Here is a 21,175-nt window from a genome sequence, read left to right as displayed (position 1 = left end):
TGTATTATGTGTATATATACATTTTTTTTAATGGATATGGCTTGAAAACAAGAGATATTCATAACATTCTGTGTTGAATGAAATGACAATAGATTTTTGGAGGGAAATGATTGTATGTCTGCTAAATTTGAAAAGTTAGAAGGGAACCGCGGGGTTCTTACAATTGAAGTAGATGCAGAGAAAGTAAACGAAGGATTAGACGCTGCATTTAAAAAAGTAGTTAAGCAAGTTAACGTTCCAGGATTCCGTAAAGGGAAAATGCCTCGCGGAATGTTTGAAAAGCGTTTCGGAATTGAATCTTTATACCAGGATGCAGTAGATTATCTTCTTCCAGAAGCCTATGCTAATGCAATTGATGAAACAGGCGTTGAGCCGGTAGATCGTCCTGAAATCGATGTTGAGCAAATCGAAAAAGGAAAAAGCCTTATCTTCAAAGCTACAGTTACTGTTAAGCCTGAAGTAAAGCTTGGCGAATACAAAGGCCTTGAAGTTAAGCCGCTTGAAACAAACGTTACAGATGAAGATGTTAACAGCGAGCTAACTTCACTTCAGGAAAGACAAGCTGAACTTGCCGTTAAAGAAGAAGGAAAAGCTGAAAATGGCGATACAGTTGTTATGGACTTTGAAGGGTTCGTTGATGGCGAAGCTTTCGAAGGCGGAAAAGCTGAGAACTACTCTTTAGAACTTGGTTCAGGACAATTCATCCCTGGCTTTGAAGATCAGCTGGCTGGTACTGCAGCTGGAGAATCTAAGGAAGTTGAAGTTACATTCCCAGAGGAATACCATGCTGCTGAGCTAGCTGGAAAGCCTGCAACTTTTAAAGTAACTGTACATGAAATCAAAACAAAACAGCTTCCTGAGCTTGATGATGAGTTTGCTAAAGATGCAGACGAAGAAGTTGAAACTTTGGATGCATTAAAAGAAAAAATTAAAACTCGCTTAGAAGAAAGCAAAAAGCATGAAGCTGAGCACCATGTCCGCGATACTGTTGTTGAAGCAGCAGCAGCTAACGCTGAAATGGAAATTCCAGCTGCTATGGTTGACACAGAAGTTAACCGCATGATGCAGGAATTTGAACAGCGTCTGCAAATGCAAGGCATGAACCTTGAACTGTACTTCCAGTTCTCCGGACAGGATGAAGATGCACTGCGCGAGCAAATGAAAGAGGAAGCTGAAAAACGCGTACGCGTTAACCTGACTCTTGAAGCAATTGCAAAAGCAGAAAACATCGAAGTAAGCGATGAAGAAGTTACAGAAGAACTTAACAAAATGGCAGAAATGTACAACATGTCTGCTGAACAGATCACACAAGCTCTTGGAAGCCTTGAAGGCCTAAAAGCAGATCTTCAAATTAAAAAAGCAGTCGATTTCCTTGTGGAAAATAGCAAGACTGTTGCATAATAGAAGTAGTAGTAAACAAGGCGCGAGTTTATCGTGCCTTGTTTTATACCATCAAGACCATACATAATGAAAATCTCCCTTGTATCTTTTGCCTGGTGAAAAGTTTTACGGCATATTGGACATGGACAGGAATACAAATACATATATAGATAATTTAATTATCGGTCCAAGGGACCGACTTAATTTAGCCATTTTTGGTTAAGCTTATGAAAGTACATATAAAATTCAGCCTGTTTTTTCTTTGCGAAATGCCATCACATGCATGCATACATAATTGGAATGTTTTAAGAGTTATCATTTCCTGTCCACTGTAAAAATGTGTTACAATGCAATACATAACTGCTGAAGGTTTTGATTTTTAAGAAAGTGTGAATTATTAAAGAGGGCATGTTTGCACGTATATTTCACAGAGTCCACTATAATTCCCAACCTTTCTATGGCTGAATAAAAAACTATTTGCATGTGATCTCGCAAGCTTAATATATCGTTTTGAAGTTTTTTCAAGGGGTGAAGGATTTGTTTAAATTTAATGATGAAAAAGGGCAATTGAAATGTTCTTTCTGTGGCAAGACACAGGATCAGGTCCGCAAACTTGTTGCTGGGCCAGGAGTATATATATGTGATGAATGCATTGAGCTTTGCACTGAAATTGTGGAAGAAGAGCTGGGGACAGAAGAAGAAGTGGAATTCAAAGATGTTCCAAAGCCAGCAGAAATCCGCGATATTCTGGATGAGTACGTAATTGGCCAGGATCAGGCTAAGAAATCGTTATCTGTAGCAGTATATAATCACTATAAGCGCATCAATTCCAACAGCAAGATTGATGAAGTTGAACTATCAAAAAGTAATATTGCCATGATCGGTCCGACTGGAAGCGGTAAAACCTTGCTGGCTCAGACATTGGCCCGTATTCTAAATGTTCCGTTTGCAATAGCAGACGCAACATCTTTGACTGAAGCCGGATATGTCGGGGAAGATGTTGAAAACATCCTCCTAAAGCTTATTCAGGCAGCAGATTATGATGTGGAAAAGGCAGAAAAAGGAATCATTTATATCGATGAGATTGATAAGGTTGCACGTAAGTCGGAAAATCCGTCAATTACTCGTGATGTATCGGGTGAAGGTGTTCAGCAGGCTCTATTGAAAATTCTGGAAGGTACAGTTGCGAGCGTACCGCCACAAGGGGGCCGCAAACATCCTCATCAGGAATTTATCCAGATTGACACGACCAATATCCTGTTTATTTGCGGCGGCGCATTTGATGGCATCGAGCAAATTATTAAACGCCGTTTAGGCCAGAAGGTTATTGGCTTTGGATCCGACCAGAATCAAAAAGAAATTGAGCCAAAGGATCTTCTTGCAAAGGTGCTTCCTGAAGACCTGCTGAAATTCGGGTTAATTCCTGAATTTATCGGGCGTCTTCCGGTTATTGCAAGTCTTTCCCAGCTTGATGAAGCTGCATTAATTGAGATTTTAACTAAACCTAAAAATGCACTTGTCAAACAATACCAGAAAATGCTTGAACTTGACGATGTTGAGCTTGATTTTGAAGAAGGCGCACTTGAAGAAATTGCTAAAAAAGCAATTGAAAGAAAAACAGGGGCCCGCGGTCTGCGCTCCATTATTGAAGGAATCATGCTGGATGTAATGTTTGATCTTCCATCGCGCGAAGATATTAAAAAGTGCATTATTACGAAAGAAACGGTTATTGACAATGGTTCGCCAAAACTTGTTTTGGAGGACGGAACAGTTGTAGAAGAAGAGCGCAAGACTTCAGCATAATAAAAAGTGGCCAGCCTTGGGGCATGGCCACTTTTTATGCCTTTCGGAATTTAAAACTTTGTATACTTAGGATTGTCAAGCGCCACCTTCCTCGCGAACAATCGGTGGTGGACAAGACGCTTACTTTTAAATGAATTCCTTGTTTATTCCAACTCAGTCAGGGAGATACTAGCATTATCAACGAGAACAAATAATGCAGGAGGGAACACAATGAGTTGGACGGGGATCGCTTTATTTATCCAATTGTTTTTTGGAATTGTCATTGGACTTTACTTTTGGAATTTGCTTAGGAGCCAGCGGACACAAAAGGTTTCTATCGACCGTGAATCAAGGAAGGAAATGGATGTATTAAAAAAGATGCGTTCCATTTCACTAACTGAACCATTATCAGAAAAAGTTCGTCCAGCCAGTTTTGCAGACATTGTGGGGCAGGAGGATGGAATTAAATCTCTGAAAGCGGCATTGTGCGGACCCAATCCTCAACATGTTATAATATATGGTCCCCCTGGCGTGGGAAAAACGGCTGCGGCCAGATTGGTACTGGAAGAAGCCAAGAAAAATGCAAAGTCCCCTTTTGAGAAAGCTTCTGTTTTTATAGAACTGGATGCTACTACAGCGAGATTCGATGAGAGGGGCATTGCAGATCCTCTGATTGGTTCTGTTCATGATCCTATCTATCAGGGTGCTGGGGCAATGGGCCAGGCGGGAATTCCGCAGCCTAAACAGGGTGCTGTTACAAATGCGCATGGAGGCGTACTTTTTATTGACGAAATCGGTGAGCTTCACCCCATACAGATGAACAAGCTTCTGAAAGTGCTTGAAGACCGGAAAGTATTTCTGGAAAGTGCTTATTATAATGAAGAAAATACTCAAATACCAACCCATATTCATGATATTTTTAAAAATGGCCTGCCTGCGGACTTCCGCCTGATCGGAGCAACTACCAGGACTCCGAATGAAATACCGCCTGCCATTCGTTCAAGATGCATGGAGGTTTTTTTCAGAGAGCTGGCTGAAGAAGAGATTTCAGCTGTAGCAAAAAAGGCTTCGGAAAAGGTTAATCTCACTATTAGTGAAAATGCGCTTGGCATTCTTGCTAATTATGCAAGAAATGGGCGGGAAGCGGTTAATATGATTCAAATCTCTGCAGGTTTAGCGATTACTGAAGACCGAGATTACATAAAAGATGAAGATATTGAATGGGTTGTGCAATCGAGTCAGCTTTCACCGAGAATGGAAAGAAAAATCAATTCCCATTCTGCTGTTGGTCTTGTAAATGGGCTGGCCGTATATGGACCGAACACAGGTGCTTTGCTTGATATTGAAGTTACTGTAATTCCTGCAAAAGAAAAAGGCAGTATAAATATTACAGGCATAGTAGAAGAAGAAAGTATTGGCGGCCAAGGAAAATCAATCCGCAGAAAAAGTATGGCCAAGGGTTCAATTGAAAATGTTATTACTGTTTTGAGATCAATGGGCGTACCGGCTGACGAATATGATATTCATGTCAACTTCCCTGGCGGAGTTCCAATTGACGGCCCTTCTGCGGGCATTGCTATGGCGACAGGGATCTATTCTGCTATTTATAAACGGCCAGTGGACAATACTGTAGCTATGACCGGGGAAATCAGCATACATGGGTACGTTAAGCCAATTGGAGGAGTATATCCAAAGGTGAAAGCTGCCAAAAAAGCAGGAGCACAGACAGTAATTATCCCAAAAGAAAATATGCAATCCATCTTAAAGGAGATAACAGGTATTAAGATTATTCCTGTAACCCATTTGAATGAAGTATTTGATGCAGCGCTGCAAAAAGAGTATCTCAAAGAGCAGGCCATAACCGCTTCAATCGAATTAAAGAAAAAAGAGAGCATATGATGTGTGGCCCAGTAACCCATTCAGGGTTTGTCAGTTATGGAAAAACCGCTGTACAAACGCCTCCCGCTAATCGCGGTCAGAAACTTCGGTTTGCAGTTTAGGCTACAAACCGAAGTTTTATTTGCGTAAAGAAGGATAAAGTGTAATTATAAATGAATATCTTTTTAATACAGGCTTTCAGCAATTTCTCTTTAATAGACACTGCTATTTAAATACGATAGAATTGTACAAAGAAATTATTAGCAATAATGGGGTTAAAAAGATGCATTTTGGAGGTGCAATGGAATGGCGAAAAAGAAAGAAATCATCGTCCCCCTCCTGCCGCTTCGGGGCTTGCTTGTTTATCCGACCATGGTTCTGCATTTGGATGTAGGCCGTGAGAAATCGGTTCAGGCTCTTGAAAAAGCAATGGTAGATGACCATTTAATTTTCTTAACAACACAAAAGGATATATCTATAGATGAACCATCAGAAGATGATCTATATGGAATGGGCACGCTAACACGTGTAAAGCAGATGCTCAAGCTTCCAAACGGTACAATCCGTGTTCTTGTTGAAGGGCTTAAGAGAGCGGAAATCATTGATTTTCAGGAAGAAGCCGAACATTATTCCGTTAGTGTGAAGGTTTTTGAGGATCCTGAAACCAAGGACGTAGAAGATCAGGCATTGATGAGGACCATGCTTGAATATTTTGAGCAATACATAAAGGTATCGAAGAAGATTTCAGCCGAAACGTACTCCTCTGTAGCAGATATAGAAGAGCCGGGGCGCATGGCAGATATCATTTCTTCCCATTTGCCTTTAAAGCTTAAAGAAAAACAGGAAATTCTTGAAACCATTGATGTAAAAGAGCGCATGAACCAGGTTATCGAAATCATTCATAATGAAAAAGAAGTTCTGAACCTTGAAAAAAAGATTGGCCAGCGTGTGAAAAAATCAATGGAGCGAACGCAGAAGGAATATTATTTGCGTGAACAGATGAAAGCAATCCAAAAAGAGCTGGGGGATAAGGAAGGCAAGACAGGAGAAATAGCTGAGCTGACGGAAAAGATTGAAAATGCAGGCATGCCTGAGCATGTCGAGCTGACAGCTTTAAAAGAACTGGACCGATATGAGAAAGTTCCATCCAGTTCAGCTGAAAGTGCAGTTATCCGCAACTATATCGAATGGCTTGTCACATTGCCATGGTCAAGGGCAACAGATGATGACTTGGATATCCTGAAGGCGGAAAGAATTTTGAATGAAGACCATCACGGCCTGGAAAAAGTTAAGGAACGGGTTCTGGAATACCTCGCGGTGCAAAAGCTGACGAATTCCCTTAAGGGGCCGATTCTTTGTCTTGCTGGCCCTCCGGGTGTCGGTAAAACAAGCCTTGCGCGTTCTATTGCAACATCGCTTAACCGCAATTTCGTCCGGGTATCCCTAGGCGGGGTCCGGGATGAGTCTGAGATTCGCGGACATAGAAGGACTTATGTAGGTGCCATGCCTGGCCGCATCATTCAGGGCATGAAAAAGGCAGGGACCATTAACCCTGTGTTCCTGCTTGATGAAATTGACAAAATGTCTTCTGATTTCCGCGGGGATCCTTCATCTGCGATGCTGGAGGTTTTAGACCCTGAGCAGAACCATAATTTTAGTGATCATTATATTGAAGAAACATATGATCTCTCAAAGGTCATGTTTATAGCAACAGCCAACAATCTCGGGACGATCCCTGGTCCGCTGCTGGACAGAATGGAAGTTATCACGATTGCAGGCTATACAGAGCAAGAGAAGGTTCATATAGCAAAAGACCACCTGCTGCCTAAGCAAATTAAAGAACATGGACTTTCCAAATCACAGCTTCAGATTCGTGAAGATGGCCTGCAGAAGGTAGTCCGCTATTATACTCGTGAGGCAGGAGTCCGGGGGTTGGAGCGTCAGCTGGCTACTATCTGCAGAAAAACGGCGAAAATTATCGTATCCGGCGAAAAGAAGAAAGTGATTGTGAATAGTAAAAATACTGATGAGTTTCTTGGAAAGCCTAAATACCGCTACGGTCAGGCTGAGCTTGAAGACCAGGTTGGCGTTGCTACAGGGCTGGCCTATACCACAGTTGGCGGCGACACCCTTCAGATAGAAGTATCCCTTTCTCCTGGAAAAGGGAAGCTTGTTCTTACAGGCAAACTTGGGGATGTTATGAAAGAGTCTGCTCAAGCGGCATTCAGTTATGTTCGTTCAAAGGCTAAAGAACTGGGCATTGATGAGAATTTCCATGAAAAGCATGACATTCACATCCATGTACCAGAAGGTGCTGTTCCAAAAGATGGTCCATCTGCAGGAATTACCATTACAACCGCACTGGTTTCTGCGCTGTCTGGAAAACCAATCCGTAAAGAAGTGGGAATGACAGGGGAGATCACCTTAAGAGGCCGAGTGCTTCCTATTGGCGGTTTGAAGGAAAAATCTTTGAGCGCCCATCGTGCAGGATTGACTAAGATTATCCTCCCTAAAGATAATGAAAAGGATATTGAAGATATCCCCGAAAGCATCAGGGAAGAGCTTGATTTTGTTTTGGTATCACATGTGGACGAAGTCTTAAAACATGCCCTGAATGGCGGTGTTCAAGCATGAAGGTAACCAGCTCAGAAATCGTCATCAGTGCTGTTAAGCCTGATCAATACCCTGAAAGTGATTTGCCGGAATTCGCCCTTGCCGGCCGTTCCAACGTCGGCAAATCTTCGTTCATTAATAAAATGCTTAATCGTAGGGGACTTGCCAGGATATCCTCTAAACCGGGGAAGACACAGACCCTGAATTTTTACCTTATTAACGAAATTCTTCATTTTGTTGATGTTCCAGGCTATGGGTATGCAAAGGTATCCAAAAAGGAACGCGAAGCATGGGGAAAGATGATAGAAACATACTTAACCAGCAGAGAACAGTTAAAAGCAGTTGTGCTGATAGTTGATTTGCGCCATCCCCCTACAAGTGACGATGTCATGATGTACGACTTTTTAAAGCATTATGAAATTCCTTGTATAGTGATTGCTACCAAAGCGGATAAAATACCTAAGTCCAAGTGGCAAAAACATATGAAAATCACGGAAGAAACATTGGATATCGATCCGAATGATCAGATTATTATGTTTTCCTCTGAAACGGGTTATGGAAAAGACAAGGCTTGGTCGGCATTGAAAAGCTTTATGTAAAAAAAAATCCCGCTGCAATGGGCAGCGGGATTTTTGTATTTCTGAATTAAGGTCTTTCCTCCTAGGAGTGCTTTCATTGCAATATTTCGAAGGGGAATAGATTATGGGATAAAATGGATAAAATGTTTGTCGAAGGGTGAGGAATCTGAAGAATACTGGAGGATATGGAGTCATATTGGAGTTCAAAGAGGGTCAGTTGATGAGAACAGCTTAAATTCTTTAATATCATTAATTATCATATAATATGAATTTTGAGAATATTTTAAAATCATGATAGAGTTAAGGGGCATTTATAAAAGAGAGATACTGAAGGGGGAATTTAGACTAGTGAGACATTGGTTAAAAGGAATTATAGCAGCTGCTTTTGTTTTGGTCCTGGCGGCATGCGGATCAGAGGAAGCGTCTAAAAGCGGAATGGATTTGGTAGACGAAGACAAATTTACGTACGCTGCTTCGGGAGAGTTCAAACCTTTTAGTTATACAAATGATGATGGAAGCATGAGCGGCTTTGATATTGATGTGGCCGAGGCTGTAGCAAAAGAACTCGGGCTTGAGCCGGTTCAGAATAAATTTAAGTTTGGCGGTATTGTCGAAGGTGTGAAGTCCGGCCGTTTTGATGCAGCGGTAGCCAGTCACACCATTACAGAAGAACGTTTGAAGGCAGTCAATTTTTCTACGCCATATTACTATTCCGGCCCGCAAATATATGTGCGTCCAGACAGCAGCGTTGAAACGCTTGCCGATCTCGAAGGCATGGAAATAGCAGTATCCAAGGGTTCTACATACACTTCAAATGCAGAGGAGGTTACAGATAACATCCAGTTCTACGATAGTGATGTCGTCGCCCTGGAGGCCTTGAGCAAGGGAAAACATGATGCTGTCATCACTGACTTCGTAACAGGTAAAGAAGCGATTGGGGCCGGAATGAAAATCGAAGGCAAAGAGCTGCTGGGCCGCAGTGAGCAGGCAATTGCTGTTGCAAAGGATAATAAAGAGCTGCTCGAAAAAGTGAATGAAGCTCTTGAAACACTTCGCGAGAATGGAACACTCACAGAAATCAGCAAAAAATATATCGGTGAAGATATAACAGTTGATCCTGAGAAGGAATAACATTGCGGGCGGATGTGTGACAAACATTCGCCTGTTTTGTTTTTACACATACTGAAATAGCCATCTGAAGGGGGATTTTTGTGGATTTGCTTACAAAGTTTATTGATACATATCCCGTATTTTTAAAGGGAATGCTCTTAACCTTTCAATTAACCATTGTTGCCGTGTTTATTGCTATTTTTATAGGATTGTTTTTTGCCTTTTTAAAGATTTCAAGAATTAAAGTTCTGGAATGGATTGCGGACATCTATATTTTCCTTGTCAGGGGAACGCCTCTTGTTGTCCAGATTTTTATCTTCTATTTCGGATTGACAGCATTGGATATTTCACAGTTTTGGTCGGTTGTTCTTGGACTTGCTTTTCACAATGGTGCCTATATAGCCGAAATTTTCAGGGGCTCTATTCAATCCATAGACAAAGGACAAATGGAAGCAGGGCGATCGCTGGGTATGACTGCTGGCCTTGCAATGAGAAGGATCATTCTTCCTCAGGCTTTCCGCCGGGCTATGCCGCCTCTGGGCAATCAATTTATCATTGCTTTGAAGGATTCATCACTTGCTTCTTTTATCGGCATGTACGAGCTCTTTAACGTAGCCACGACATACGGTTCTAATGAATATGACTACATGAGCTATTTGCTGATCGTAGCTGTTTACTATTTAGTACTTGTACTTATTTTCTCCATCCTTGTAAATATGATTGAGAAAAGAATGGCAAGCAGTGATTAAGGGGGGATCAAGGCATGAGTGAATCGTATATGATTAAGGTGGAAAAATTGAACAAATCATTCGGGGATCTTCACGTACTAAAGGACATTGACATAACAGTGAAAGAAAGTGATGTTGTTTGCCTGATCGGTGCAAGCGGGTCCGGAAAAAGCACACTTCTCCGCTGTTTAAACTTTCTTGAATTAAAGGACAGCGGCAATATCATTTTTGAGGGTGAAAAGGTTGAAAAAGATACACACGATTTAAATAAAGTAAGAGAAAAAGTAGGAATGGTTTTTCAGCACTTTCATTTATTTCCTCATATGACTGTTCTCGAAAATGTGATGGAAGCACCTTTACATGTGAAAAAGCTTCCAAAGGATCAAGTGAAAAAGGATGCCCAGGAACTATTAAAAAAAGTCGGGCTTTCTGATAAGGAAAACGTATATCCATCAAAACTTTCAGGCGGACAAAAACAGCGTGTGGCCATTGCAAGGGCACTGGCAATGAAGCCTGATATCATGCTTTTTGATGAGCCGACATCTGCACTTGATCCGGAGCTTGTGGGGGAAGTGCTTTCCACAATGAAAGAGCTGGCTCTTGAAGGGATGACTATGGTCGTCGTCACTCATGAAATGGGCTTTGCAAGAGAAGTAGCAGATTGGGCTGTCTATATGCATGACGGAAAAATTGTAGAGGTGGGGCATCCGGAGGATCTGTTTAACAATCCAAAAGAACAGAGAACCAAAAATTTTCTGGATTCGGTTCTCTAAACAGTTTGAATGGTAAAAGACAGGGAAAAGCTAAATATCCCTGTCTTTTATTTTTGGATGTTTTCGAAAGGTTTGTTGCTTTATGTACCTTATTTACTGAGTTGATTGTAGCGGAAGGTGCGAGATCCTCGAAAATGGTTTCGCATTTTCTTCGTGCGGTGTTTACTCAAGGAAGCTTATTCAAAGTCCTGCGGGAGTAGCGGGACAGGTGAGACCCCACAGACACAGCGTCGAGGAGGCAAACCGCCCCGCGGAAAGCGAGCATCCTGGAGCGGAAATCAACGGACAACATTAATAGGCCAAAAACAACAATATATACGAAAAGAGCCTTATTTTTTCTTTGATAATAAAAAATATAATCCAATTAGCATTAAAAGAATCGGCCATAGCTGCCAAACATCAGAAACACCACTTTCCAGCAGTCCCATCCACTCTGCTACCCTGTCATAAAAAAGAAGCAATGCGGCAAGAATTAAAAATAAGATACTCTGGAACAATCCTGCCCCTGTTTTCTGATGCCGAAGGAGGAAGCCGAGAGCTATTATCAGAATGAATGTTCCGATGTGATCCGGCCAAATTTCCAGGCGTTTCACCACATGAAAGTGCAGGCCAAATCCGGTTAAAATGACACCAGGCAATATGGAATCATAATCTCTTGCACCATATCCCTGAATTAAAAAGGCTGCTCCGACAATAATGAGAAGAGTCGGCCAGGAATAAAAAGGCTGTAGGGCAGTAAATCCGCTCTGCTGCAGGAAAAAGTATGCACCAAATCCGAGTAAAATAATTCCTGGGAAAATACGCTGATTTTTCATAAAAAACACCACTTCCAATAAGGTTCACTTGAATCCGGCAAGTTTTTTTGTTACTGTACATAAGGGAGTATTTGTCTATTTAGGAAACCCAGGACTGGGCTCCTTTTTAAAATATAGTACCATATGTGTTCAATATCTGTTCACATTTAAGCATTAATTGAAATAATAGAAATGATATAATTAATATTAATGAACTAGGCAATAATTCTGGGGGTGTCAATTTCAATGCATATCTTGGTCGTCGGTCTAAACTATAAAACTGCCCCTGTTGAAATCCGTGAACGTCTAACCTTTAATCCTTCACAATTGGGCGAGGCAATGCAGACATTAAATGACAAAAAAAGCATTTTAGAGAATGTCATTCTGTCTACATGCAATCGGACCGAAATTTATGCAGTTGTGGACCAGCTACATACTGGCCGCTATTATATAAAGGAATTTTTGGCAGAACATTTCAATATGGATCAGAGCGAATTTTCTCCATTCCTATTTATTTATGAAGAGGATGGGGCCATTGAGCATCTATTCAAGGTAGCATGCGGCCTTAACTCCATGATCCTTGGCGAGACACAGATTTTAGGACAGGTAAGGACAAGTTTTCTGGAGGCTCAATCAGAAAATACAACCGGAACAGTCTTCAACCACTTGTTTAAGCAGGCAGTAACGCTTGCTAAGCGGGCACACTCTGAAACGGAAATAGGGGCAAATGCAGTATCTGTCAGCTATGCAGCAGTGGAACTGGCAAAGAAGATTTTTGGCTCTCTCGAAAAGAAACATGTTCTTATTTTAGGAGCGGGTAAAATGGGTGAGCTGGCAATCCAAAACCTTCATGCCAGCGGAGCCAGTAAAGTAACAGTTATTAACCGTACATTTGAAAAAGCGCAGGATCTTGCAAGCCGCTATGCGGGCCAGGCAAAAACATTGCATGAGCTTCAATGTGCCCTTGTTGAAGCTGATATTTTAATCAGCTCTACTGGGGCCAAAGAGTTTGTTGTCACGAAGGATATGATGGCTTACGCAGAAAAAATGCGCAAAGGCAAGCCTCTATTTATGGTGGATATTGCTGTCCCAAGAGACCTGGATCCGAAATTGGCTGATCTGGACAGCGTTTTCCTATATGATATCGATGATCTTGAAGGCATTGTTGAAGCAAACCTTCAGGAGCGTAAAAAGGCAGCCCAGAAGATTCAGCTGATGATTGAAGGGGATATTGTTGAATTCAAGCAATGGCTGAACCTGCTTGGTGTTGTTCCGGTAATTTCCGCCTTGCGTGAGAAAGCACTGGCTATACAGAGTGAAACCATGACAAGCATTGAAAGAAAGCTGCCGCATTTGAGTGATCGTGATAAAAAAGTGCTGAACAAGCATACAAAGAGCATCATCAATCAGCTATTAAAAGATCCTATTTTACAAGCTAAAGAAATGGCTGGACAGAAAGATTCCGAACAGGCATTAGACTTATTTGTAAAAATCTTTAATATAGAAGAACTTGTTTCAGATCAGCAGAACGTGCACGCAGCAGCCAAAACAAAGCACGCATTCGCTCAATCACCGCAGACTTCCTTTCAATCGTAAAAGGGGTCCTGTCCATGTCTGACATCTATATGACACGGCTGCACGAATTAACGGTGGTTCTGTATGCCCTATGTGTCTTATTATATTTTATTGATTTTCTTCACCATAACCGGAAGGCGAATAGGATTGCCTTCTGGTTACTTGCATTTGTATGGGTGCTTCAAACGGTGTTCCTGATACTTTATATGATTAATACAGGAAGGTTCCCTGTATTGACCATTTTTGAGGGCCTATACTTTTATGCCTGGGTGCTTATCACTCTTTCTTTGGGAATTAACAGGCTGCTCAGAGTAGATTTTATCGTCTTTTTTACAAATGTTCTCGGCTTTATCATAATGGCGATCCATACATTCGCACCTGTTCAGATTGATTCGGCTGTAAAAGCACAGCAGCTCATCTCAGAACTTCTGCTGATTCATATAACAGTTGCAATCCTTTCATATGGAGCATTCTCGCTTTCCTTCGTATTTTCCCTGCTTTATCTGATTCAATATGATTTGCTCAAAAGGAAAAAATGGGGAACGCGGCTGCTCCGGATAACGGACTTGTCAAAGCTTGAACATATGTCCTATGTATTAAATGTAATCGGTGTACCTATGCTGATGATAAGTTTAATTTTAGGAATCCAGTGGGCATATATTAAGTTGCCCTATATGGTCTGGTATGACTCCAAGGTGATCGGTTCATTCATTGTCCTTGCTTTATATAGTATTTATCTCTATATGAAAGTTGGAAAGGGCCTATATGGAAAATCTTTAGCCCTCTGGAACTTGGCATCATTTTTAATTGTATTAATTAACTTCTTTTTGTTTGGCAAACTTTCATCTTTCCATTTTTGGTATTCCTAGAAAAGCGGAGGCGACTGTTCAGCCCCGACAAGCATAAGATGGGCTGCGGCCGCGGCGCAGGTTGCCGCAGAGCAGAACAGCTTATGACCTCGAGGGGCTAGGAGCCGCAGCTGGACATATCAAAGAAAAGCGGAGGCGACTGTTCAGCCCTGACAAGCATAAGATGGGCTGCGGCCGCGGCGCAGGTTGCCGCAGAGCAGAACAGCTTATGACCTCGAGGGGCTAAGAGCCGCAGCTGGAAAAACAGTAAAGAAAAGCGGAGGCGACTGTTCAGCAGGAGCCAAAGATAGACATATTTGCAGGAGGCAGTCATGAGAAAAATTATCGTAGGTTCAAGACGAAGCAAGCTGGCACTAACTCAGACAAATTGGGTGATCAGCCAATTGAAAAGCATTGACCCGTCCTTTGAGTTTGAGGTGAAGGAAATTGTCACGAAGGGAGATAAAATTCTTGATGTTACCCTTTCGAAGGTCGGAGGAAAAGGATTATTCGTAAAGGAAATAGAGCAGGCCATGCTTGACGAAGAAATAGATATGGCTGTACATAGCATGAAGGATATGCCCGCTGTTCTTCCGGCAGGCCTGACAATCGGCAGCATTCCTGAAAGGGAAGACCATCGGGATGCGCTTATTTCAAAAGGGCATATAAAACTGAATGACTTAAAGGAAGGATCTATTGTAGGAACAAGCAGCCTGCGCAGAGCGGCGCAATTGCTCGCACAGCGTCCGGATCTGGAGATTAAGTGGATCAGAGGAAATATTGATACCAGATTATCTAAACTGGAAACGGAAGAATATGATGCGATTATCCTTGCAGCAGCTGGTCTCTCCAGAATGGGCTGGGCAGCTGATGTTGTTACAGAATTCCTGGAGCCGGAAGTTTGTGTGCCGGCTGTTGGCCAGGGGGCACTATCCATTGAGTGCCGTGAAAGTGATAAGGAGCTTCGGGCATTGCTGGATAAATTCACATGCTCTGAGACGAATCAGACAGTACGTGCTGAGCGTGCGTTCCTTCATAAAATGGAAGGCGGCTGCCAGGTTCCGATTGCAGGCTTTGCCACAATTAATGAAACGGGTGAAATGGAGTTAACCGGACTTGTAGGTTCCCCTGATGGAAAAGTGATTTATAAGGAGACCCTGACAGGTTCTGATCCTGAAGAACTTGGTGTTCAGATGGCAGTCAAGCTTACTGAACAGGGGGCCAAAGAGCTGATTGACAGGGTTAAAGAGGAGCTTGACGGGCAATGAAACAGACTTCCCCTTTAGAAGGCATGACTGTTTTAGTGCCAAGAGGGAAAAATCAGGCTCACTCCTTTTCAGCTCTTATCCAAAGCTATGGGGGGATACCTGTTGAGATCCCCTTGATTGCTTTCGAGCCTTTGGAGGATAAGGAAGTTTTATTTCAAGCCCATAAGCGGATTCACACGTATGATTGGGTGATTTTTACAAGCAAAATAGCTGTGGATGCTTTTTTTGAAAATCTGAGTCTGGACGGGCCTTTCCCTAACATAGCGGTTATCGGAGAGAAGACTAAGAAATTGCTTATGGATAAGGGATTAAAGGTGCAGTTTATGCCCCGGGAATATGTTGCTGAAGGGTTTGTTGAGGATTTTTTGCCATTTGTAGAAGAAGGAATGAAAGTATTAATCCCCAAAGGGAATCTGGCACGTGACTATATCGCAGCCTCCCTTTCGGAAAATGGTGCAGACGTTGATGAAATCATTGTTTATGAGACAACTTTTCCACGTGAAAGCATTGATCTGATAAAAAAACAGCTTTCTGGAACCGGGTTAGATGTCCTTCCTTTTACCAGCCCTTCCACAGTGGATCATTTTATAGGGGCTTTAAAGGAGCTTGGATATCAGAATGCTGTTAAAGACAGTGTGGTGGGCTGCATCGGGCCTGTGACTAGAGATCGCGCAAATGCCTACGGGCTGCAGGTTCATGCGGTTCCTGAAGAATATACAGTACATAGCATGCTAAAGAGTATTATTAGCTACTTGGCAGAAATCAGGAGGGAAATATAATGGATCTTCAATTTAATAGACATAGACGCCTTCGCAAAAGTCCGAATATGAGAGCGCTTATCCGTGAGAACTTCTTGCGTACAGAGGATTTAATATATCCGATTTTCGTGGCAGAAGGAGACGGCATTAAAAGAGAAATCCCTTCAATGCCGGGAATATACAATTTGTCGCTTGATCACCTTGAAGAGGAAATGAATGAGGTTGTTTCTCTTGGAATAAAATCGGTGCTCTTATTTGGAATACCGAAAGAGAAAGATGCATGCGGGCAGCAGGCTTATCATGATCATGGAATCGTACAGGAAGCTACAAGATTTATAAAAGCTAGATATCCGGAAATTATCGTAATTGCTGATACATGCCTTTGCGAGTATACCGATCATGGCCATTGCGGGTTGATTGAAAATGGAGAAGTGCTGAACGATGCATCCCTCGAACTGCTTGTGCAGACAGCTGTCAGCCAGGCTAAAGCAGGAGCAGACATAATTGCCCCGTCAAATATGATGGACGGATTTACAGCAGCGATCCGTGCTGGTCTCGATGAAGCCGGATTTGAAGATATCCCGGTTATGTCTTATGCGGTTAAATACGCTTCTGCATTCTACGGTCCTTTCCGTGATGCAGCTGACAGTACGCCTCAATTTGGCGACCGAAAAGCATATCAGATGGATCCTTCCAACCGCATGGAAGCCATGCGCGAAGCTGAATCTGACTTAATGGAAGGGGCAGACTTCCTGATTGTTAAGCCGGGAATGCCTTATCTGGATATAGTTCGGGATGTTAAAAACAACATCAACCTTCCGATTGTGATTTATAATGTGAGCGGTGAATATTCAATGGTTAAAGCGGCTGCACAGAACGGCTGGATCGATGAACAGAAAATCGTCATGGAAATGCTCACAGGCATGAAGCGTGCAGGAAGTGATTTAATTATTACTTACCATGCGAAAGATGCGGCAAGGTGGATTAAGGAACAGTACTAATAATATGATGTCTTAGTAATTGAAAATTTCTTATTAAACGAAAAGAGGGATGACATGCGCTCTTACGAAAAATCTGTCAAGGCTTTTAAAGAGGCAAGCGAATTGATGCCTGGAGGAGTAAACTCCCCTGTACGTGCCTTTAAATCAGTTAATATGGATCCCATTTTTATGGAACGCGGACGAGGCTCTAAAATCTACGATATCGATGGAAATGAATATATTGATTATGTTTTGTCCTGGGGCCCATTGATCCTCGGCCATACTAATGAACGTGTGGTCGAAGGTATTAAGAAAGTAGCTGAAATGGGGACAAGCTTTGGAGCTCCTACTGAAATCGAGAACGAGCTTGCCAAGCTGGTCATTGAACGCGTGCCTTCCATTGAAGTGGTGCGAATGGTTTCATCCGGAACAGAAGCTACTATGAGTGCCCTGAGGCTTGCCCGAGGATATACCGGCCGAAATAAAATCATGAAATTTGAAGGCTGCTATCATGGCCACGGTGATTCCCTTTTAATTAAAGCTGGTTCTGGTGTAGCAACCCTGGGGCTGCCTGACAGTCCAGGTGTTCCAGAAGGAGTTGCCAAAAATACAATTACGGTGCCTTACAATGACCTAGAAAGCGTAAGATATGCCTTTGAGCAATTCGGAGATGATATAGCAGGTGTGATTGTGGAACCGGTAGCTGGAAATATGGGAGTCGTTCCTCCTCAGCCAGGCTTCCTTGAAGGCTTAAGAGAAATTACAGAGCAAAACGGCTCACTGCTTATTTTTGATGAAGTAATGACTGGTTTCCGCGTCGGCTATAATTGTGCGCAGGGCTACTTTGGAGTGACACCGGATATTACATGTCTCGGAAAAGTTATTGGCGGTGGGCTCCCAGTTGGTGCATATGGCGGAAAAGCGGAAATTATGAAGCAGATTGCACCAAGCGGTCCAATTTACCAGGCAGGAACACTATCTGGAAACCCTCTTGCCATGACTGCCGGCTTCGAGACTTTAAGCCAGCTGACTCCACATTCCTACAAAGAATTTGAAAGAAAAGCTGACAGATTGGAAGAAGGGCTTAAAGCAGCTGCTGAAAAATATGATATCCCGCACACCATTAACCGTGCAGGATCCATGATTGGCATCTTCTTTACAAATGAAAATGTTATTAACTATGAAAAAGCTAAAACATCCAACCTGGATTTCTTTGCAGAATACTACAGGGAAATGGCAAACCAGGGAGTCTTCCTGCCGCCATCCCAATTCGAAGGACTCTTCCTCTCAACTGCACACACTGATGAAGATATTGAAAAAACAATCCAGGCAGCTGAAAAGGCATTCTCCAAATTAAAATAAGCAAGACCTGACACTCATCAGGTTTGATGAGTGTTTTTTTATGCCCTTATAATTATGGTTATTTGAGTCTTTATGTATCGTTTGAAAGAAACCCCTTTACTGTTGCTGGAATTCAATAGACTGTGATTATCCAAAATTTTTATTTTGCACGGTGTTGATTGGAGTGGAAGGAACGATAAAAGTCTAATCCAAGGAACTTTTTCTAAATTAATCTAAGATTCCCTCAGAGCGCTATTTTTCTAATCATAAAGTATCCTAATCCCTCATAGGATTGTTAATGACATAGTGATTAAACGTAAAGATTCGAAGGGAGGAGTCGCTTTGTCTCAGGGGAATCCATCGTGTTTACGATTTTCTTTAGAAGAATCAGTATGGTTTCAAAAAGGACAGGAAGTATCGGACCTGATTTCCATCTCGTTAGACCCCAATATAACAATTCAGGAAAGCGATCAATATGTAACGATCCAGGGAGCTCTTGAACTGGCAGGTGAGTATAGACGCAGCGATGAAGAAGCATCTGAGGAAGAACAAGAGGATTTGGCAGTCACCAAATTCGTTCAGACAGTTGAAGAAAGAGGAGAAGGAGTTTGTGAATTCAAACACTATTTTCCTGTCGATATCACTATTCCGAATAATAGAATCCAAAGCATCTACGATATTGACGTTGCGGTAGAGTCCTTCGATTATGTTCTGCCGGAACGAAGCTGTATGAAATTGACAGCAAATTTAACCATAACCGGATTGTATGGCGATCAGCAGCATGTTCCTATTCAAGAATGGGAGGAAGAAGCTGAAACTGAAACGGAAGAATTAGAGCCTCTGTACAGGTCTTCTGCAGCGGCAGAGGAGATAGAGGAAGAAGAAATAATTCAGCAGGAATGGCCTTCATATCAGCTAGAAGAACAGGAGCAGGAGGAGGAGGAAGAAAGAGAGGAAAAGGTATACGCTGGCACCGAGGAAGATATACGGGAAGAGGAGCCTCAGGAAGAGCAGCCAGAAACAGATGAGGTATATATTCCATTTGAGGCGGAAGCAAGAAAGCAGCCAGAAGTGGTAGAGCAAGAAGTGATTAAACCGTCAGTGCCTGCAGCCCTCGAAGTAAAACAAGAGCAGCCAGAAGAAGAACAGACGCCAAAAACTGCACCGGAAATATCTTTTTCTTCTCAGCGCAATGAGGAGGAAGCACCGCCAACCGCACAGGAAATCTATCAAATGACGGAAGCATCAGAATCAGATAGTCCTTCCTTTGAAAAGAAGCCTGTTCAAGCGGCTGCACAGGCAGCTCATGAGGAAACAGAGGAATCCTCATCCTCTTCAGAACAGGAAGCTAAGAAGAAGAAACTCTCCAAGAAGAAAAGCATGTCGTTAACAGAGTTCTTTGCCCGGAAAGAAGAGACAGAGGAACATGTTAAGCTCAAGGTTTGCATTGTGCAGAACGGCGACACAATTGATGCCATTGCTGAAAGGTATGATATACCAGCCCAGCAGCTATTACGGGTGAATCATCTTGAAATCAATCAGGATATTTATGAAGGGCAAGTGCTGTACATTCCTGTTGCGGTAGCCCATTAAATGGTTAAAAGGCTGAGCAGGTATTGATAACCCGCTCAGCTATTTTCGTTTAGCTAATATATTTCAGAATAACATCATTTTTTCTCATTCTGGAAAGTGAGTGGTTTAGGTGGAAGAAAAAAATCGGCTGCGGAAAGTCTCCCCCATTTTAAATCATTATTCATTAGAGCCGCATTTTGTAGAGGAGTTTGGGAGAGTTCAAAAGGTTTACAGCAGCAAAGGTGTGTTTGCTCTGAAGAAAATAAAGCCTCAGCATGGAGCGGATTTTATAAGGCATGTACAAACTCTCTTTCAAAAAGGGTATAACAGAATTGTTCCTATTTACCCGACGGTGGATGGAAGATATGCAGTGCTCCATCAGAATGAATTATTTTATTTAATGCCCTGGATGCCCAATGAAGAAAAGGAGGACAGATTTGAGAGGCATCAGCAAATGCTGAGGGAACTGGCAAGACTGCACACATTGTCCTCGCGGGAAGTTCCTATAAAAAAGGAAGATCGAACCGATCATTATGAGAAAACCTTGCAGGAATGGGAAAAGGAAAATGAATTTTTGGACGGATTTATTGAATCATGCGAAAGAAAAGAGTATATGTCCCCCTTTGAGCTAATGTTTTCACTTTATTATCACGATGTCAGCCAGGCATTAAAATTCTCCACAAACAAATTTAAAGATTGGTATGAAAAAACGAAAGAAAGCGACAAAGCACGAACGGTAATCATTCATGGGAAAGTTTCAACCGAACATTTTCTATACGACGATAGGGGATATGGATTCTTCACGAATTTTGAAAATGCAAGACAGGGGTCGCCGCTCCATGATTTATTGCCGTTTTTATCTAGAACGCTGAAAACTTATCCGAAAAGATCGGAAGAATGTGTAGAGTGGATTTACAATTATATGAAATACTTTCCATTCAGAGACGATGAGATGCTGCTGTTTCAAAGTTACTTTGCTCATCCGGGTCCTATTATCAGGGCTGCTGAGCAATATTATAAAGGGGAAGGAAAAAGGGGGGAAAGAAAGGCTGTCCAGCATTTGCAAAGGCAGTATTGGCTTTTAAAAAATATTGAATATGCTGCAATGAGAATCGATGAAATCGAACGGCAAAAACAAGAAGCAATGGCAGCTGCCGAAGCTCAAGCGCAAGAAGGAGCCCAAAGCTAAAAATGCGG

17 protein-coding genes are annotated in these 21,175 nt (G+C 42.2%); 16 read left to right on the top strand and 1 reads right to left on the bottom strand.

Annotated features, from left to right (window positions below):
* Positions 1-114: 114 nt before the first annotated feature.
* The 8 genes from tig (at position 115) to ACXAD1_RS19095 (ending at position 10,842) form a co-directional block, all read left to right on the top strand.
* A complete protein-coding gene (tig, locus tag ACXAD1_RS19130; protein ID WP_474910778.1) occupies positions 115-1,401 on the top strand; it encodes a trigger factor in 1,287 nt (428 codons plus the stop codon).
* 516 nt (positions 1,402-1,917) lie between these two features.
* Positions 1,918-3,183, top strand: a complete 1,266-nt coding sequence (gene clpX, locus ACXAD1_RS19125; RefSeq protein ID WP_009333167.1) for an ATP-dependent protease ATP-binding subunit ClpX — start codon at positions 1,918-1,920, stop codon at positions 3,181-3,183.
* Positions 3,184-3,393: 210 nt separating this feature from the next.
* Positions 3,394-5,061, top strand: coding sequence for an ATP-dependent protease LonB (gene lonB, locus ACXAD1_RS19120; protein ID WP_206838995.1), 1,668 nt, complete (start codon positions 3,394-3,396; stop codon positions 5,059-5,061).
* 285 nt (positions 5,062-5,346) lie between these two features.
* A complete protein-coding gene (gene lon, locus ACXAD1_RS19115) occupies positions 5,347-7,674 on the top strand; it encodes an endopeptidase La (RefSeq protein WP_474910777.1) in 2,328 nt (775 codons plus the stop codon).
* The gene (yihA, locus tag ACXAD1_RS19110) at positions 7,671-8,252 is read left to right on the top strand and encodes a ribosome biogenesis GTP-binding protein YihA/YsxC (RefSeq protein WP_206838993.1); all 582 of its coding nucleotides are present in this window, start codon (positions 7,671-7,673) and stop codon (positions 8,250-8,252) included. Before lon ends, yihA begins: the two co-directional genes overlap by 4 nt.
* Positions 8,253-8,579: 327 nt before the next feature.
* Complete coding sequence (locus ACXAD1_RS19105) at positions 8,580-9,362, top strand: transporter substrate-binding domain-containing protein (protein ID WP_370223377.1); 783 nt, start codon at positions 8,580-8,582, stop codon at positions 9,360-9,362.
* 80 nt (positions 9,363-9,442) lie between these two features.
* On the top strand, positions 9,443-10,090 hold the full coding sequence (locus ACXAD1_RS19100; RefSeq protein WP_206838991.1) for an amino acid ABC transporter permease: 648 nt from the start codon (positions 9,443-9,445) through the stop codon (positions 10,088-10,090).
* 14 nt (positions 10,091-10,104) lie between these two features.
* Positions 10,105-10,842, top strand: coding sequence for an amino acid ABC transporter ATP-binding protein (locus tag ACXAD1_RS19095; RefSeq protein ID WP_280516076.1), 738 nt, complete (start codon positions 10,105-10,107; stop codon positions 10,840-10,842).
* Between the two features lie 329 nt (positions 10,843-11,171).
* Here ACXAD1_RS19095 and ACXAD1_RS19090 read toward each other — a convergent pair whose 3' ends face one another.
* Positions 11,172-11,657 (bottom strand): LiaI-LiaF-like domain-containing protein, encoded by a 486-nt coding sequence (locus ACXAD1_RS19090; RefSeq protein ID WP_206838989.1) that lies wholly within the window; start codon positions 11,655-11,657, stop codon positions 11,172-11,174.
* Between the two features lie 225 nt (positions 11,658-11,882).
* Between ACXAD1_RS19090 and hemA the strand changes: the two genes are divergently transcribed.
* The 8 genes from hemA to ysxE all read left to right on the top strand — a co-directional run bounded on the left by hemA (position 11,883) and on the right by ysxE (position 21,167).
* Positions 11,883-13,232 carry a glutamyl-tRNA reductase gene (gene hemA / locus ACXAD1_RS19085; RefSeq protein WP_206838988.1) on the top strand — a complete coding sequence of 450 codons (1,350 nt, stop codon included), beginning with the start codon at positions 11,883-11,885 and terminating at the stop codon, positions 13,230-13,232.
* A gap of 14 nt (positions 13,233-13,246) precedes the next feature.
* Positions 13,247-14,080 carry a cytochrome c biogenesis protein gene (locus tag ACXAD1_RS19080; protein WP_206838986.1) on the top strand — a complete coding sequence of 278 codons (834 nt, stop codon included), beginning with the start codon at positions 13,247-13,249 and terminating at the stop codon, positions 14,078-14,080.
* 311 nt (positions 14,081-14,391) lie between these two features.
* Positions 14,392-15,327: a hydroxymethylbilane synthase gene (hemC, locus tag ACXAD1_RS19075; protein WP_206838976.1), complete on the top strand. Its 936-nt coding sequence runs from the start codon at positions 14,392-14,394 to the stop codon at positions 15,325-15,327.
* Complete coding sequence (locus tag ACXAD1_RS19070) at positions 15,324-16,106, top strand: uroporphyrinogen-III synthase (RefSeq protein ID WP_206838974.1); 783 nt, start codon at positions 15,324-15,326, stop codon at positions 16,104-16,106. Before hemC ends, ACXAD1_RS19070 begins: the two co-directional genes overlap by 4 nt.
* The gene (hemB, locus tag ACXAD1_RS19065; protein ID WP_206838973.1) at positions 16,106-17,086 is read left to right on the top strand and encodes a porphobilinogen synthase; all 981 of its coding nucleotides are present in this window, start codon (positions 16,106-16,108) and stop codon (positions 17,084-17,086) included. The genes ACXAD1_RS19070 and hemB overlap by 1 nt, the downstream gene beginning before the upstream one ends.
* A 54-nt stretch (positions 17,087-17,140) precedes the next feature.
* Positions 17,141-18,427: a glutamate-1-semialdehyde 2,1-aminomutase gene (gene hemL, locus ACXAD1_RS19060; RefSeq protein WP_206838971.1), complete on the top strand. Its 1,287-nt coding sequence runs from the start codon at positions 17,141-17,143 to the stop codon at positions 18,425-18,427.
* Between the two features lie 321 nt (positions 18,428-18,748).
* Positions 18,749-19,999, top strand: coding sequence for a stage VI sporulation protein D (spoVID, locus tag ACXAD1_RS19055; RefSeq protein ID WP_474910776.1), 1,251 nt, complete (start codon positions 18,749-18,751; stop codon positions 19,997-19,999).
* A 109-nt stretch (positions 20,000-20,108) separates the two neighbouring features.
* Positions 20,109-21,167 (top strand): spore coat protein YsxE, encoded by a 1,059-nt coding sequence (gene ysxE / locus ACXAD1_RS19050; protein ID WP_474910775.1) that lies wholly within the window; start codon positions 20,109-20,111, stop codon positions 21,165-21,167.
* The last annotated feature ends 8 nt before the right edge of the window (positions 21,168-21,175 follow it).

It is taken from the genome of Cytobacillus sp. ABV4_503 (assembly GCF_056158445.1).
The sequence above is the reverse complement of the archived record's forward strand: the minus strand, read 5'-3'. Positions and strand labels throughout refer to the sequence as shown.